This window comes from Thermobifida alba, from assembly GCF_023208015.1.
In the GTDB taxonomy this organism is placed as follows: domain Bacteria; phylum Actinomycetota; class Actinomycetes; order Streptosporangiales; family Streptosporangiaceae; genus Thermobifida; species Thermobifida alba.
The window spans coordinates 4,737,178-4,752,000 of the sequence record NZ_CP051627.1 but is presented as its reverse complement, the minus strand read 5'-3'; the positions used below and the strand labels follow the sequence as shown (position 1 = coordinate 4,752,000).

General features: G+C 72.5%; 15 protein-coding genes and 3 tRNA genes. 3 read left to right on the top strand and 15 right to left on the bottom strand.

The genetic code is table 11. The features are described 5' to 3' along the window. The first annotated feature begins 63 nt into the window (after window positions 1-63). Window positions 64-900, top strand: a complete 837-nt coding sequence (locus FOF52_RS21250) for an EI24 domain-containing protein (protein WP_248591653.1) — start codon at window positions 64-66, stop codon at window positions 898-900. 84 nt (window positions 901-984) lie between these two features. Here FOF52_RS21250 and FOF52_RS21245 read toward each other — a convergent pair whose 3' ends face one another. The 5 genes from FOF52_RS21245 to FOF52_RS21225 all read right to left on the bottom strand — a co-directional run bounded on the left by FOF52_RS21245 (window position 985) and on the right by FOF52_RS21225 (window position 5,910). Then, entirely contained in the window at window positions 985-2,103 is a 1,119-nt protein-coding gene (locus tag FOF52_RS21245; RefSeq protein WP_425265564.1) for a D-alanine--D-alanine ligase family protein, read from the bottom strand. 65 nt (window positions 2,104-2,168) lie between these two features. Continuing rightward, complete coding sequence (locus FOF52_RS21240) at window positions 2,169-3,389, bottom strand: trans-sulfuration enzyme family protein (protein ID WP_248591651.1); 1,221 nt, start codon at window positions 3,387-3,389, stop codon at window positions 2,169-2,171. Window positions 3,390-3,454: 65 nt separating this feature from the next. Continuing rightward, window positions 3,455-4,018: a DUF3995 domain-containing protein gene (locus tag FOF52_RS21235; protein WP_248591650.1), complete on the bottom strand. Its 564-nt coding sequence runs from the start codon at window positions 4,016-4,018 to the stop codon at window positions 3,455-3,457. 132 nt (window positions 4,019-4,150) lie between these two features. Further along, window positions 4,151-5,161: an NAD(P)H-dependent glycerol-3-phosphate dehydrogenase gene (locus FOF52_RS21230; protein WP_248591649.1), complete on the bottom strand. Its 1,011-nt coding sequence runs from the start codon at window positions 5,159-5,161 to the stop codon at window positions 4,151-4,153. Next, the gene (locus FOF52_RS21225) at window positions 5,158-5,910 is read right to left on the bottom strand and encodes a lysophospholipid acyltransferase family protein (RefSeq protein ID WP_248591648.1); all 753 of its coding nucleotides are present in this window, start codon (window positions 5,908-5,910) and stop codon (window positions 5,158-5,160) included. The genes FOF52_RS21230 and FOF52_RS21225 overlap by 4 nt, the downstream gene beginning before the upstream one ends. A 162-nt stretch (window positions 5,911-6,072) precedes the next feature. On the opposite strand from FOF52_RS21225, the gene cofC reads away from it, so the two are divergent. Continuing rightward, complete coding sequence (cofC, locus tag FOF52_RS21220) at window positions 6,073-6,738, top strand: 2-phospho-L-lactate guanylyltransferase (RefSeq protein WP_248591647.1); 666 nt, start codon at window positions 6,073-6,075, stop codon at window positions 6,736-6,738. A 68-nt stretch (window positions 6,739-6,806) separates the two neighbouring features. Here the strand turns inward: cofC and FOF52_RS21215 are convergent, their stop codons facing one another. The 4 genes from FOF52_RS21215 to leuC all read right to left on the bottom strand — a co-directional run bounded on the left by FOF52_RS21215 (window position 6,807) and on the right by leuC (window position 9,426). Then, the gene (locus FOF52_RS21215) at window positions 6,807-7,085 is read right to left on the bottom strand and encodes an HU family DNA-binding protein (RefSeq protein WP_248591646.1); all 279 of its coding nucleotides are present in this window, start codon (window positions 7,083-7,085) and stop codon (window positions 6,807-6,809) included. A 77-nt stretch (window positions 7,086-7,162) separates the two neighbouring features. Then, the gene (locus tag FOF52_RS21210; RefSeq protein WP_248591645.1) at window positions 7,163-7,432 is read right to left on the bottom strand and encodes an SCO5555 family protein; all 270 of its coding nucleotides are present in this window, start codon (window positions 7,430-7,432) and stop codon (window positions 7,163-7,165) included. Further along, complete coding sequence (gene leuD, locus FOF52_RS21205; RefSeq protein ID WP_248591644.1) at window positions 7,411-7,998, bottom strand: 3-isopropylmalate dehydratase small subunit; 588 nt, start codon at window positions 7,996-7,998, stop codon at window positions 7,411-7,413. The genes FOF52_RS21210 and leuD overlap by 22 nt, the downstream gene beginning before the upstream one ends. A gap of 30 nt (window positions 7,999-8,028) precedes the next feature. Further along, window positions 8,029-9,426 carry a 3-isopropylmalate dehydratase large subunit gene (gene leuC / locus FOF52_RS21200; protein ID WP_248591643.1) on the bottom strand — a complete coding sequence of 466 codons (1,398 nt, stop codon included), beginning with the start codon at window positions 9,424-9,426 and terminating at the stop codon, window positions 8,029-8,031. Between the two features lie 202 nt (window positions 9,427-9,628). On the opposite strand from leuC, the gene FOF52_RS21195 reads away from it, so the two are divergent. Then, window positions 9,629-10,303: an IclR family transcriptional regulator gene (locus FOF52_RS21195; protein ID WP_282574083.1), complete on the top strand. Its 675-nt coding sequence runs from the start codon at window positions 9,629-9,631 to the stop codon at window positions 10,301-10,303. Between the two features lie 33 nt (window positions 10,304-10,336). On the opposite strand, the gene FOF52_RS21190 is transcribed toward FOF52_RS21195, so the two are convergent. The 6 genes from FOF52_RS21190 to FOF52_RS21165 form a co-directional block, all read right to left on the bottom strand. Then, complete coding sequence (locus FOF52_RS21190) at window positions 10,337-11,458, bottom strand: PQQ-dependent sugar dehydrogenase (protein ID WP_248591641.1); 1,122 nt, start codon at window positions 11,456-11,458, stop codon at window positions 10,337-10,339. A gap of 203 nt (window positions 11,459-11,661) precedes the next feature. Further along, window positions 11,662-11,737 (bottom strand) — tRNA-Glu (locus FOF52_RS21185). 121 nt (window positions 11,738-11,858) lie between these two features. Beyond that, a tRNA-Glu gene (locus FOF52_RS21180) sits at window positions 11,859-11,931 on the bottom strand. Between the two features lie 61 nt (window positions 11,932-11,992). Further along, window positions 11,993-12,064, bottom strand: a tRNA-Gln gene (locus FOF52_RS21175). Window positions 12,065-12,195: 131 nt separating this feature from the next. Beyond that, on the bottom strand, window positions 12,196-13,629 hold the full coding sequence (gene gltX, locus FOF52_RS21170; RefSeq protein ID WP_282573785.1) for a glutamate--tRNA ligase: 1,434 nt from the start codon (window positions 13,627-13,629) through the stop codon (window positions 12,196-12,198). 9 nt (window positions 13,630-13,638) lie between these two features. Then, entirely contained in the window at window positions 13,639-14,619 is a 981-nt protein-coding gene (locus FOF52_RS21165) for a TetR/AcrR family transcriptional regulator C-terminal domain-containing protein (protein WP_248591640.1), read from the bottom strand. Between the last annotated feature and the right edge of the window lie 204 nt (window positions 14,620-14,823).

The window sequence follows — 14,823 nt, the reverse complement described above, 5'->3', positions numbered from 1 at the left end:
TATCCGCCGTTCTTCCTCCGCCGCACCGGAACCGGAGTCCTCACGCGGCGCTATTGTCGCCCCGTGACCCTTCTGCGCGAGATCTTCACCGGAATCGGCACGCTGCTCCGTGGATTCGGCATGATCCTGCGGCGGCCGAAGCTGTTCCTCCTGGGAGCGCTGCCTCCCCTGCTCACCTCCGTCCTGTTCCTGGTCGTCCTGATCGCGCTCCTGGCGCGGATCGACGACCTCACCGCCTGGATGACGCCGTTCGCCGACGGCTGGGCCGACGGCTGGACCACCGCCCTGCGGGTGGCCCTCGGCATCGTCCTCGTCGCCGCGTCCGTGCTGCTCATGGTCATCGGCTTCACCACGGTCACCCTCGCCCTCGGCTCCCCCCTCTACGACATGATCGCCGAGGAGGTCGAGGAGGAGCTGGGCGACGCTCCCGAGCCGCTGGACGAGCCGCTGCTGACGTCGGTCATGCGGGCGCTGCGCATCTCGCTGGCGCTGATCCTCATCTCCGCCGCCGCAGCGGTCCCGCTGTTCGTCGCCGGTTTCATCCCGGTGGTGGGGCAGACGGTGGTGCCGGTGGTCTCCGCGCTGGTCGGCGGCTGGCTGCTGGGCGCGGAACTGATCGGCTCGGCGTTCGAGCGGCGCGGCCTGCTGCGGCTGCGGGACCGGTTCGCGGGCCTGCGGCGGCGGAGACTGTACTCGCTGGGCTTCGCGGTGCCCGTGTTCCTGCTGCTGTCGATCCCGTTCGTGGCGGTCCTGGTGTTCCCCGCGGCCGCGGCGGGCGGCACCATCCTGGCCCGCGGCCTGCTGCCCCCGGCCCCGCCGCCCCGGCCCGAGCAGGCCGCTCCCCCGGAGCACGCCGGCCCCCCGCACCAGCCCGGACCGTCCCGCCCGGACAGCCGCTGACCCCGGTGCGGCAGGACGCGCGCAGCCCCGGGCGCCACGGTGACCGTGGCGCCCGGGGCTGCGGTGTCCGCGGGCGCGGCCCGCTCAGCGCAGTCCGGTGCGGCGGTTGAGGGCGGTGCGGATCAGCCGGTCCACCAGGGCCGGGTAGTCCAGGCCGCTGGCCGCCCACATCTGCGGGAACGCCGAGGAGGGAGTGAACCCCGGCATGGTGTTGAGCTCGTTGACGTAGATCTCGCCGTCGTCGCCGTAGAAGAAGTCCACCCGGGCCAGCCCTTCGCAGCCCAGCGCGTCGAAGGCGTCGGCGGCCAGGCGGCGCACCCGCCGGGTCACCTCGTCGGGCAGGTCCGCCGGAATGCTGAGGCTGCTGCTGGACAGGTACTTGGCCTCGAAGTCGTAGAAGTCGTAGCCCTCCGCCACGTGGATCTCGGCGGGCAGCGACACGTCGGGCTCGCCGCCGTCGAGGCTCTCCAGCACCCCGCACTCGATCTCGCGGCCCCGGATGCCCGCCTCCACGATGACCTTGGGGTCGTGGGCGCGGGCCGCCTCGATCGCCTCGGTGACCGCGGCGGTGTCGGTGGCGTCGGGCACCCGGCTGATGCCGATGCTGGACCCGGCGCGCGCGGGCTTGACGAAGACCACCCCGCCGAGCGCGGCGACGTTGTCCAGGACGCGCTTGCGGTCGCGGGTCCACGCCCGGTCGCTGACCGCCAGGTACGGGCCGGTCTTCAGGCCCTGCCCGGTGAGCAGCGCCTTCATGAACACCTTGTCCATGGAGGCGGCGCTGGCGAAGACGCCCGCCCCCGCGTAGCGCACCTCGGCCATCTCCAGCAGCCCCTGGATGGTGCCGTCCTCCCCGAAGGGGCCGTGCAGCAGCGGCAGCACCACGTCCACCTGCCCCACCAGGCGCGGCACGGCGTCCGGGGGGACCTCCAGGAAGGCGCCGGGGGTGTCGAGGGCCAGGGCCAGCTTCGCTCCGGTGTCGGGCACGCTGGGCAGCCGGCCGTCGACGATCGCCAGCTCGCCGGGATCGGCGGTGACGACCCGCCAGTCGCCGTCGCGGGTGATCCCGATGGGGACGACCTCGTAGCGGTCGGTGTCGATGACGGACATCACGCCTCCCGCGGTCACGCAGGAGATCTCGTGTTCGGAACTGCGTCCGCCGAAGACGACGGCGACCCGGATCTTTTGCTGCTCAGACATGATGCATGACCTTATCTCGCCGCACCGCAAACCTGACAACGGTCACGACCGACGAAACACGGGATTTGTCACTCCTTGACGGGCAATTCATCCAGGGCGCGCAGCGCGTCGGCGATCAGGTCCGCCGGGTCCTCCAGTCCGATGGAGAACCGCACCGCGCCCGGTTCGATCCCGGCCGCGCGCAGCGCCTCGTCCGGCATCTGCCGGTGCGTCGTGGAGGCGGCGTGGCTGACGATCGTGTGCGTGCCGCCCAGCGAGGGGGCGATGGTCGCCAGGCGCAGGCCGTCGGCGAACGCCGTCCCGGCGTCCCGGCCGCCGTGCGGGGTGACCGTGACGACCGCGCCGTAGCGGGTGCCTTCGGGGCCGGCGTCGAACAGTTTCCGCGCCAGTTCGTGGCCCTGGTGGCCGGGCAGGCTCGGGTGGTCGACGCGGGCCACGGCCGGGTGGCGCAGCATCGCGGCGGCGAACTCGGCGGCCGTGGCGCACTGGCGGGCCATGCGCAGCGGCAGCGTCTCCAGACCGCGGTGCAGCAGGAACGCCTCGTCGGCGGCCAGGTGCGGCCCCAGGTCGACCCGCGCCTCGCGGATGCGGTCCATCAGGTCGGGGCGGGCCACCGCCACTCCCCCGGTTGCGTCGGAGTGGCCGCCGAGGTACTTGGTGGCGGAGTGCAGCACCACGTCGGCGCCGTGCTCCAGCGGGCGGCACACCACCGGGGAGGCGAAGGTGGAGTCCACCACGAGCAGCGTGTCGGCCTCGCGGGCGACGGCGGCGAGCGCGGGCAGGTCCGAGACGAGCATCGACGGGTTGGACAGGGTCTCGGTGTAGACGAGCGCGGTCTCGGGGCGTACCGCGGCGCGCACCGCGGCGGCGTCGGTGATGTCGACGAAGTCGACGTCCACACCGAACCGGCGCAGCAGGACGTCCAGCAGCTTGTAGGTGTTGCCGTACAGGGCCCGGGAGGCCACCACGTGCGCGCCCGCCCGGGTCAGGGCCAGCAGTGCGGTGCTGATGGCGGCCATGCCGGAGGCGAAGCCCTGCCCGTGTACCTCGCGGTCGAGCCGGCCCCCCTCCAGGGCGGCCACCGCGGCGGCGAACGCGTCGCTGTTGGGGGAGTCGATGCGCGCGTAGGAGTACCTGCCACCGCCGTACAGGCTTTCGGCGTACTCCTGGGAGTTCTCGAAGGCGTAGGTGGAGGCGCGGTACACCGGGATGCGCATCGGGACTCCGACCGACCGGTCGTCCCTGGACAGCCCGACCGCGCGGGTGTGCTCTCCGTACCGCTGTGTCATGCGCGCCCCCTCAGGAAGTCCTCCCCCATTGTGCCGCCACCCGGGTTCCCGCGGGGCACGGGGGCTCACGGCCGCGGGCCGCGCTCCTCCACGGGGGCGGAACCCGCTTCGGGAGCGGTCCTCTGGAAGAGGTACGTGGCGATCCCGTAGAGCACTCCGCCCAGCAGCCAGTAGGGGCTCCACAGCAGCAGGTGCCACAGCAGCACCCGGCGGAAGGAGTCGGAGGCCTCGACGACGCCGCCGAGCATGAGCAGTTGCTGGACCAGGCTGGCGCCCCCGTACAGGCACAGCAGGACGGTCGCCCCCCAGCCTCCGGTGAGGACCAGTCGGCGGGGAAGGCGGCGGCCCCACCCCTGGGTGAGCGCCAGCGCGCCGGGCACACCCGCGAGCTTGAGGAGAGCCGAGGCCCACACCGCGGTCACGACGAGGGGGTCGCCCGCGAGCGCCGGGCCGGTCACGGACTCCCCGATGGTGTCCAGCAGGGCGGTGCCGCCGAGGGCCCAGTAGAAGCTGAGCGCCGCGAAGAGCAGCGCCCACAGCGCCGCCGCGTGGGCGGGCCACCGGGGCGCCCCGGTGGCGTTCCGCGCGGGGGGACGGTGGTTCCGCGCGGCATCGGGGGAAGGGGGCATGAGGCTTCACCTGCGCCGTAGTCGTGTCGGTCCGTGCCGCCGTCCGGTCGGCCGTCACCGGATGCGCCCACGACCCTACCGTGGGCGCCCCCGTCCTCTCCGATCCGTGACCGCCGGAGACCGCGGGCGGTCTCAGACCCCGTAGCGCTCGGGTTTGGCGCTGCGGGACATGAACGCCAGCAGCGCGTCGGCGGGCGGCAGCCCGTGGTGCATCATCGCCACCACGGCCTCGGTGATGGGCATGTCCACCCCGTGGGCGCGGGCCAGGGCCAGGATCGACTCGGAGGACTTGACGCCCTCGGCGGTCTGCCTCGTCTCGGCGACGGCCTCCTCCAGGGTCATGCCGGCGCCCAGCTTCTCCCCGAAGGTGCGGTTGCGGGAGAGCGGCGAGCTGCACGTGGCCACCAGGTCGCCCAGTCCGGCCAGTCCGGCGAGGGTGTGCTCGTCGGCGCCGAGGGCGACTGCCAGGCGCACGGTCTCGGCCAGGCCCCGGGTGATCAGGGCGGCCTTGGCGTTGTCGCCGAAGCCCATGCCCACGGCCACGCCCACCGCCAGCGCGATGACGTTCTTGACCGCCCCGCCCAGCTCCACGCCGATGACGTCGGTGTTGGTGTAGGGGCGGAAGTAGCCGGACTTGCAGAGGTGCTGCAGGCGGGTGGCCGTCTGCTCGTCGGTGCAGGCGACCACGGCCGTGGCGGGCTGCCGTTCGGCGATCTCCCGGGCCAGGTTCGGTCCGGACAGCACCGCGATGCGGTGGTCGGGCAGCTTCAGCACCTCCGCGATGACCTCGCTCATCCGGCGCGACGTGCCGACCTCGATCCCCTTCATCAGGCTGACGACGACGGCGTCGGGCGGCACGGCCTCCGCCCAGGCCGCCAGGTTGGCGCGGAGTGTCTGCGCGGGCACCGCGATGACCACGAAGTCGGCGCCCGCCAGCGCCTCCGCCACGTCGTCGGTGGCGCGCAGCCGCGGGTTGAGGGCGATCCCCGGCAGGTAGTCGGGGTTCTCGTGGCGGGTGTTGACCGCCTCGGCCACCGCCGCGCGCCTGCCCCACAGCACCGTCTCCGCGACTCCCGCGTCGGCCACCACGTTCGCGAAGGCCGTCCCCCACGATCCGCTGCCGAGCACCGCCACCCTGGTCACTTCGCGCCTCCGCCGTCGCCCTGGCCCAGTTCCTGTCCGCGCGCCTTCCTGGGGTCGTAGGGCTCCGACGGCGGCTGCTCGCCGCGGATGCGCGCCTGGATCTCGGTGATGGCGGCCATGATGTCGGCGGTCGCCTCGCGCAGGGTGGTCGCGGTCAGCGGCTGGCCGCGGTAGGCGGACAGGTCCACCGGCGGTCCGGCGACCACCTCGACGGGGGTGCGGGGGAAGAGCCGGAGCTTCTTGGTGCCGTAGGGCAGGATGTGCTGCTCCCCCCAGTGGGCGACCGGGATCACCGGGACACCGGTGCGCAGCGCGAGCCGCGCCACCCCGGTCTTGGCGGTCATGGGCCACAGGTCGGGGTCGCGGGTGCAGGTGCCCTCCGGGTAGAAGATCACCGCGGCGCCGTGCTCGGTCAGCGCCTCCTCGGCCTCGCGCAGCGCCTTGGCCGCGTCGGTGGTGCCCCGGTGGACGGGGATCTGGCCGAGTCTGCGCACCGCCGGTCCCACGACGGGGATGCGGAAGACGCCCTCCTTGGCGGTGAAGGTCGGCCAGCGGCGTCCCGCGACGTAGAGGAAGTGCGCGACCGTCAGCGGGTCGGCTACCGACAGGTGGTTGGCCGCGATGATCACGCCCCCCTCGCGGGGGATGTGCTCCTGGCCGCGCCAGGTGCGCTTGGTGATGGCGGCGATGAGCGGACGCACGACGCTGACGGCGACCGCCTTCAACCAGCGCGACTCGCGGCGTTTCATGTGGACTCCTCCGATCGGTTGACGTTCCGGCGCCCGCCCCGTCGCGGGTGTCCGCGTGGCCCTCCGGCTCTCCATTGTCGGGGGTGCGGGAAGGTCCCGTGCCCGGCCTCGGCGGCTGGGACATACTCTCTTCTACCGGTTCCTACTCGACCGGGCGGGGGGATGGTGGACGCTGAACTCACACGTCAGCGCTGGTCGGTGGTGGTACCGGTGAAGCGGCTGGCCGAGGCCAAGTCCCGGCTCGCCGAGTTCGTCGGCGTCCGTCGGGCGGACCTGGCGCTGGCGGTGGCCTGCGACACGGTGCGCGCCGTCGCGGCGACCCCGGGGGTGGCGGCGGTCTTCGTGGTCACCGAGGATGCCACGGCGGCCGCGGCGGTGGAACGGTTCGGGGCCTCGGTGGTCACCGGGGAGCCCGGGACGGGGCTCAACGCCGCGCTGCGGTACGGCGCGCGGCGGGCCCGGCAGGTCCTCCCGGACGCCGGGGTGTGCGCGCTCTCGGCCGACCTCCCGGCGCTGCGTCCGGACGAACTCGCCCGGGTGCTGGCCGCGGCGGCGGCCCACCCCACCTTCTTCCTCGCCGACGCCCACGGGGTGGGGACCACGCTGTACGGAGCGGCGCCCCGGGCGGTGTTCGCCCCCGCCTTCGAGGGGTGGTCGCGGCTGCGGCACCGGGAGGGCGGCGCGGTGGAACTGGACCTGGAGGGGGTCGGCACGGTCCGCCACGACGTGGACACCCCCGAGGACCTGCGGGTCGCCGCGCGACTCGGGGTGGGGCCGCACACCGCGGCGCTGCTGGCCTCCCTCGGGGTGGCGCCGGTCGGCGGCTGAGGAGGCCCACAACAGCCGCTGCCCGGGGTCCTGTGGCGGACCCCGGGCAGCGGTACGGTCGAACGTCGTTACTTCTCGCCGTTCACCAAGGCCTTGAAATCAGCGCCGGGACGGAACTTCGGAACGAAGCTCGCGGGGACGTTGATGGTGGCCCCGGTGGAGGGGTTGCGGGCGGTGCGGGCCGCTCGTTCGGCCTTCTCAAAGACCCCGAACCCCGTGATGGCCACCTTGTCACCCTTGGCGACGGTCTGCTGGATCGTTTCCAGCACGGCGTTGACGGCTTCGGTGGCGGTCTTCTTGTCCCCCAGCCGCCCCGAAATCGCGTCGATCAGATCACGCTTGTTCATGGTTCCTCCGGTTCCCCCTTGCTCGCTTGAAACTAGGGGAAACCGGGGGCCGGACACAAACACAAACGCCTGTCAGATCAGCGTGTCGGGGCTTCTTTCGCCGTCGTGGCCAGCTCGACCAGCATGCGGTCGAGGCGTTCCGACGCCTGAACCGGGTCCCTTTTGGCCCGTTCCGTCACCATCAAAAGCTTACGAATCACCGGAATTCGGACAGATTCCGGAAGAGCGTTGGCCTGGCGGTGAGCCTCTTTGAGCCGCTGTGCCAAATCTCGGTAAAATTCCCGCTCCGCCGCGAATTCCGGGTCCTCGTCAGCTTCGGACGGCTCTACTGGGTGACCGGGAGCCACGGCTTGCGGCGCTTCTCGTACTCGGCGATGGCGTCGGTGTGGCGCAGCGTCAGGTCGATGTCGTCGAGCCCCTCCATGAGGCGCCACCGGGTGTAGTCGTCCAGTTCGAACGGCTCGACCAGGTCCCCGGCGCGCACCTGGCGCTCCACCAGGTCGACCGTGACCTCGGTGGCGGGGTCGGCCTCGACCATCTCCCACAGCTGCTCGATGACCGGCTGCGGCAGCACGACGGTCAGCAGTCCTCCCTTGAGGGAGTTGCCGCGGAAGATGTCGGCGAAGCGGGAGGACAGCACCGCCTTGAAGCCGTAGTTCTGCAGCGCCCACACGGCGTGCTCCCGGGAGGAGCCGGTGCCGAAGTCGGGTCCGGCGATCAGCACGGTGCCGTCCTTGTACTCCGGCTTGTTCAGCACGAACTCGGGGTCGGCACGCCAGGCGGCGAACAGGCCGTCCTCGAACCCGGTGCGGCTGACCCGCTTGAGGTAGACGGCGGGGATGATCTGGTCAGTGTCCACGTTGCTGTAGCGCAGCGGCACGGCGCGGCCGGTGTGGACGGTGAACTTCTCCATGATGACGTGTCCTCGGAAGTCGCGGGCGGGCTACAGGTCGGCGGGCGAGGAGAGCGTGCCGCGCACCGCGGTGGCGGCGGCGACCAGCGGCGACACCAGGTGGGTGCGGCCGCCCTTGCCCTGCCGGCCCTCGAAGTTGCGGTTGGAGGTGGAGGCGCTGCGCTCCCCCGGTTTGAGCGTGTCGGGGTTCATGCCCAGGCACATCGAGCAGCCCGCCTCGCGCCACTCGGCCCCGGCGGACTTGAAGACCTCGTCCAGGCCCTCGGCCGCGGCCTGCTCCTTGACCCGTTGGGAGCCGGGGACGACCAGCATGCGCACGTTGTCGGCCACCTTGCGGCCCCTGATGACCTCGGCGGCGGCGCGCAGGTCCTCGATCCGCCCGTTGGTGCAGGAGCCGACGAAGACGGTGTCGACCCTGATCTCGCGCATCGGGGTGCCGGGCTTCAGGTCCATGTAGGCCAGCGCCTTCTCGGCGGCGGCGCGTTCGGTGGGGTCGGTGAAGGAGGCCGGGTCGGGCACCGCGGAGTCCAGCGGGACGCCCTGGCCGGGGTTGGTGCCCCAGGTGACGAACGGGCTGAGCTCGTCGGCGTTGAGGTGGACCTCCTTGTCGAAGACCGCGTCCTCGTCGGTGACCAGGCTCTTCCAGTACTCGACCGCCTGGTCCCACAGCTCGCCCTGGGGGGCGTGCGGGCGGCCCTTGATGTAGTCGAAGGTGGTCTGGTCGGGAGCGATCATGCCGGCGCGGGCGCCCGCCTCGATCGACATGTTGCAGATGGTCATGCGGGCTTCCATGGACAGCGCCCGGATGGCCTCGCCCCGGTACTCGATCACGTAGCCCTGGCCGCCGCCGGTGCCGATCTTGGCGATCACCGCGAGGATGATGTCCTTGGCGGTCACGCCCGGCTTGAGGCTGCCGGAGACGTTGACGGCCATGGTCTTGAACGGCGTCATCGGCAGGGTCTGGGTGGCCATGACGTGCTCGACCTGGCTGGTGCCGATACCGAAGGCCAGCGCGCCGAACGCGCCGTGCGTGCTGGTGTGGCTGTCGCCGCAGACGATGGTCATGCCCGGCTGGGTGAGGCCCAGCTGGGGGCCGATGACGTGCACGATGCCCTGGTCGATGTCGCCCATCTGGTGCAGGCGCACACCGAAGTCGGAGGCGTTCTTGCGCAGGGTCTCGACCTGGGTGCGCGACACCGGGTCGGCGATCGGCAGGAAGATGTTCTCGGTGGGGACGTTGTGGTCCTCGGTGGCGATGGTGAGGTCCGGGCGGCGCAGCGTCCGGTTGGCCAGGCGGAGTCCCTCGAACGCCTGGGGGCTGGTCACCTCGTGCACCAGGTGCAGGTCGATGTAGAGCAGGTCGGGCTCACCCTCGGCGCGCCTGACGACGTGCTCCTCCCAGACCTTTTCGGCCATCGTGCGGGCCATGTGCGACGCCTCCTCGCGTCTCGACGGTTGTCGTGGGGTTCTCGCCGCCGTACGCCGGTCCCCTCGGCGACCGGCGCGGAAATCCTCCCCGCGCTGTCCGCACGTACGGGCTGGCGGATTTGCATTCCAAATAGCGAGACGGCAATATCAAGCCATGGACAACTCTAGCCCATCCAGTGGCGTAGGTGTGTTGGACAAGACGATGTCGGTCCTCGACGCCCTGGAGTCCGGCCCCGCCTCGCTGGCGCAGCTGGTGCGGATCACGGGCCTGGCGCGGCCCACCGCGCACCGGCTGGCGGTCGCGCTGGAGCGGCACCGCATGGTCACCCGCGACAGCCAGGGGCGTTTCGTCCTCGGCCCCCGGCTCAACGAGTTGTCCATCGCCACCGGCGAGGACCGCCTGCTGGCCATCGCCACCCCGGTGCTCGCCCAACTGCGCGACCTCACCGGGGAGAGCGCACAACTGTACCGCCGCCAGGGCGACGTCCGGGTGTGCGTGGCGGCGGCCGAACGCGCCAGCGGCCTGCGCGACACCGTCCCGGTCGGCAGCGAACTGCCCATGAACGCGGGGTCGGCTGCCCAGGTCCTGCTGGCCTGGGAGGACTCCGAGCGGATCCGCCGCGCCCTGCGCGGCGCGCACTTCACCGCGGCGACCCTGTCCCAGGTGCGCCGCCGCCGCTGGGCGCAGAGCGTGGGGGAACGCGAACCGGGGGTGGCCTCGGTCTCGGCGCCCGTCACCGCCCCGGGCGGACGCATCATCGCCGCGGTCTCCGTCTCCGGGCCGCTGGAGCGGCTGACCCGCTCCCCCGGCCGCCTGCACGCCTCCGCGGTGCTGGCCGCCGCCGAGCGGATCAGCGAGGCCCTACGCAGCGTCTGACCCCGACGGTACCCGCTCCGTCCCCTCCCGCGGTCATCCGCGGAGGGGGATGCGCAGCAGCACGTCGTCGTCGGCGCCCGGATCTCCCCGGCCGTCGTGGTTGCTGGTGGTGACCCAGATCGCCCGCCCTCCCGGCTCGGTCTCCACCGCGCGCAGCCGACCGTGGTCGCCGACGAGGAGGGCCTCGGGCGAGCGGACCGGGTCGGCGGCGTCGCCGGTCAGCGGGACCCGCCACAGGCGCTCCCCCCGCAGCGCCGCGACCCACAGCGCGCCGCCCGCGACCGCCGCCCCGCTGGGGGACGCCTCGTCGGTGCTCCAGGTGACGACCGGGTCGACGTACTCCGGCGCGCCGCCCGCTCCCTCGACCTCCGGCCAGCCGTGGTTGCCGCCGGCCTCGACCACGTTGACCTCGTCGAAGGTGTTCTGGCCGAACTCGGTGGCGTACAGGACGCCGTCCGCGTCCCAGGCCAGCCCCTGCACGTTGCGGTGCCCGTAACTGTGCACGAGGTTGCCGAAGGGGGCGTCCGCGACCGGTTCGCCGTCGGGCGTCATCCGCAGGATCTTGCCCGCCAGGGAGTCGGTGTCCTGGGCGAGCTCCTCGCGGCCCGCGTCCCCGGTCCCCGCGTACAGCGTCCCGTCGGGGCCGAACGCGATCCGTCCGCCGTTGTGGCGGCCGGCCCTGGGGATGCCGGCCACGACCACCTCGGCCGCACCGAGCCCGCGGTCGGGGTCGTAGGGCATCCGGACGATCCGGTTGTCGTCCTCGGTGGTGAGGTAGGCGTAGACCAGCGGGTTCTCGGCGAAGTCCGGCGGGACCGCGAGGCCCAGCAGGCCGCCCTCCCCTCCGGGCGCCACCCCCTCGACGGTCCCGACCCCGCTCACGGCGCCGTCGGGTCCGATCCGCAGGACGCGCCCGGAGTCCCGCTCCGACACCAGGGCCGCACCATCGGGCAGGAACGCGATCGCCCAGGGCACCCGCAGCCCGGTGGCGACGACGGCCGCCTCCCCGAGCCGCGCGCTCCCCTGCGCAGACGTCTCCCCCGGGGTGGCCGCCGGGGCCGGGGGCGCGGGGTCGCCGTCCCGTCCGGGGCCGCCCGCGCAGCCCGCCGCCAGCAGCAGCGCGGCCGCGGCCGCGACCAGCCCTCGTCCGTCCATGCCGTGCCTCTTCCGTGTCGTGGACCGACCTCGGTGGCCGCCTGCCCGTCCGGCGCACGGGCACACCCCGGCCGCGGGGAGGTCCCGCGTGGGGCGGGGCGCGGACGGCCCCGGTCCGGCGGGCACCTCCGGAGGGGCGGGGAAGCGCCGGGACCGCTCCGGAAAAGCAGAACGCTCCGTCTCGATCGAGACGGAGCGTCATATGGTACCCCCGACCGGATTTGAACCGGCGTTACCGCCTTGAGAGGGCGGCGTCCTAGGCCGCTAGACGACGGGGGCCTGAGACGTCCGGGCATCACCCTGCCGGAACCGTCAGGAGTGATGTCCCTGTCCTCGGGACCGGAGATCGTCCCGGTCCCAGAAAAAAACTCCCACACGGGTGAGAGTTCTCTCTGCGAAGTACCCCCGACCGGATTTGAACCGGCGTTACCGCCTTGAGAGGGCGGCGTCCTAGGCCGCTAGACGACGGGGGCCGTGGACGACTCGAAGTCGTGGTGGAGGTTCAGCACGGATGGCTTCCGAGGAGGACCACCGCTGGGGTACCAGGACTCGAACCTAGACTAACTGAACCAGAATCAGTCGTGCTGCCAATTACACCATACCCCAGTGCTCATCGGAGACCGGCCGCTCGGGCCGTTCCCCTTGGCGCAGCCATAACTTTAGCGGACATCTGGCGTGCTCGCGAACGGACGGCCGTCCGGGCGGGGTGGGACGGCGCCGGACCGCCCCACCCGGCCTCACTCCCCGGCGCTCCGGAGCTTGGCCAGAGCGGTGCGCAGCCGCTCCTGGACCCGCCCCCGGCCGAGCAGTTCCAGCGACTCGAACAGCGGCAGCCCGACGGTGCGCCCGGTGACCGCGACCCGCACCGGGGCCTGGGCCTTGCCGAGTTTGAGCCCCTGCGCCGCGGCGACCTCCTCCAGGGCCGCCTTGAGCGGCTCGGCCCGCCACTCCAGGTCCGGGTCGTCGAAGCGCTCCAGGGACGCGGTGAGCATCTCCTCGCCCACCCCCGGCTTCATGGCCTTGGCCCAGCTCCTCTCGTCCTCCACCGGCCGGTCCAGGAAGAGGAAGTCGACGTACTCGACGATCTCGCTGAGCACCGACACCCGGCTCTGCGCCAGCGGCGCGACGGCCTCGAACGCCTGGGCGTCGAAGTTCTCCGCCGGCCACGGCGCGCTCTCCGAGCCCAGCCACGGGGCGCAGCGCTCGATGAACTCGGTCGCGTCGAGCGCGCGGATGTACTCGCCGTTGAAGGCGCGCAGCTTCTTCTCGTCGAAGAAGGCGCTGGAGCTGTTGACGTCCTCCAGCCGGAACAGCGGGACCATCTGGTCGAACGGCATGATCTCGCGGTCCTCGCCGGGCCCCCAGCCGAGCAGCATCAGGTAGTTGACCATCGCCTCGGGCAGGTACCCCTCGGCGAGGTAGTCCTCCAGCGCGACCTTGTCGCGGCGCTTGGACAGCTTCTGCCGCTTCTCGTTGACGATCACCGGCAGGTGCGCCCACACCGGCGGGGTGCGGTCCAGCGCCTCCCACAGCAGCTGCTGCTTGGGGGTGTTGGACAGGTGCTCCTCGCCGCGCACGACGTGGGTGATGTTCATCTCGACGTCGTCGACCACGTTGGCCAGCACGAACAGCGGGGAGCCGTCGGCGCGCGCGATCACGAAGTCCTCGATCGCGCTGTGCTCGAACTCGACCCGCCCCCGGATCCTGTCGTCGACCACGGTGGCACCGCCGTCGGGGACGCGGAAGCGCAGCGCCCGGCCCGGCCCCGGCTCCAGCCCGCGGTCCCGGCAGTACCCGTCGTAGCCGAGGTGGGGGTTGCCGCGGCGCTCCTGGACCTGTTCGCGGGTGCAGTCGCAGTAGTAGGCGCGGCCCTTCCGGTACAGCGCCTCGGCGACCTCCCGGTGCTTCTCGGCGTAGGCCGACTGGAAGTAGGGGCCCTCGAAGTGCGGGTCCCGTTCGTCGATGCCGAGGGCGGACAGGGCGCGCAGGATGCCCTCGGTCCACTCGGGCCGGTTGCGCGCGGCGTCGGTGTCCTCGATCCGCAGGACGAATCTGCCGTCCGGCTGCTGCAGGGCGAGCGCCCAGTTGAACAGCGCCGAGCGTGCGCCGCCGACGTGGAACATCCCCGTCGGGGAGGGCGCGAAGCGGGTGCGAATAGCCTTGTCAGTCACGGCTTCAGCCTATCGAGGGGAGTCGTCCGCAGCGGCGTGCCGCGGGGCGCCCGCACCGCCCGGCCCCAGGAAGCCCTCCAGCCCGTCGAGCAGGCGCCGCAGGCCGAAGTCGAAGACGGCGTCGATGTCGGGCGGCTCGGGGGCGGAGAACAGGGCCGGGTAGTCCCCGCTCTCCTCGAACTCCGCGAGGCGCTCCTCCTGGGCCCGCCACCACTCGGCCGCGCTGAGGCCGGTCTCGCCCTCCTCCGTCTCGGCGCAGAACTGGCCGGCCATGCCGAGGACGTAGCCGGTGAGGGAGACCACCGCGTGGAGGGCGGTCGACGGATCGTGGCCGTGCGAGGTGAGCAGCCGCACCATCCACTCGGTCCGGGCGATGGCTCCCCCGGTCAGCAGCGGGCGCGGCAGCGAGACCACCCGGGCCATCCAGGGGTGGCGCCGGAACATCGCCCAGTGGCTGCGGGCGGCCAGTTCCAGTCCGTCGCGCCAGTTCCCCGGCGGGTCGGGCAGGGCGTGCTCGGCGAACACCGTGTCGGCCATGAGCAGGACGAGGTCGTCCTTGGCGGAGACGTACCGGTACAGGGCCATGGTGGTGACGCCGAGCCGGGCGGCCACCCGGCGCATGGAGAGCCCGTCGATGCCCTCGGCGTCGGCGACGCCGATCGCGGCGCGCACGATCGCCGCGGGGCTGAGTCCCGTCTCGGCGCCGCGGGGCCGGGGACGGCGGGGACGTGGGCCGCTCCCCCTCCGCCGCGGGTCGCCCGTCTCCCGCACCACGCTGCCCACGCCGCGCCGGGGGAGGATCAGCCCCTCGTCGCGCAGGACCGCGAGGGCCCGGGTGGCCGTGGCCATGGCGACTCCCCAGCGCCGGGTGATCTCGCGGGTGGAGGGGACGCGGTCCCCGGGGCGGAGCTCACCGGACTCGATGCGCGCGCGGATGTCGGCCGCGATCCGCGCGTAGGGCGGTTCCCGGCGGGCGGCGGGGTCGTTCACGAGCGTTCCTCCCGGGCTTCCGAAAGCCGTCGGTGCACTAGTGCACCACGATGGGGGCGGCGATCGGTGGAACCGTGTCGCCACTCCGCGCCACCTGCCCCTCCGGTCGCTTTCCGCGAAAGTTTCCCTCTTTCGGTGTACTAGTGCACCGAGGCGGACACCTCTGGATTGAAAGCCATTTTTCCCATTTTCGTTTATCTCATA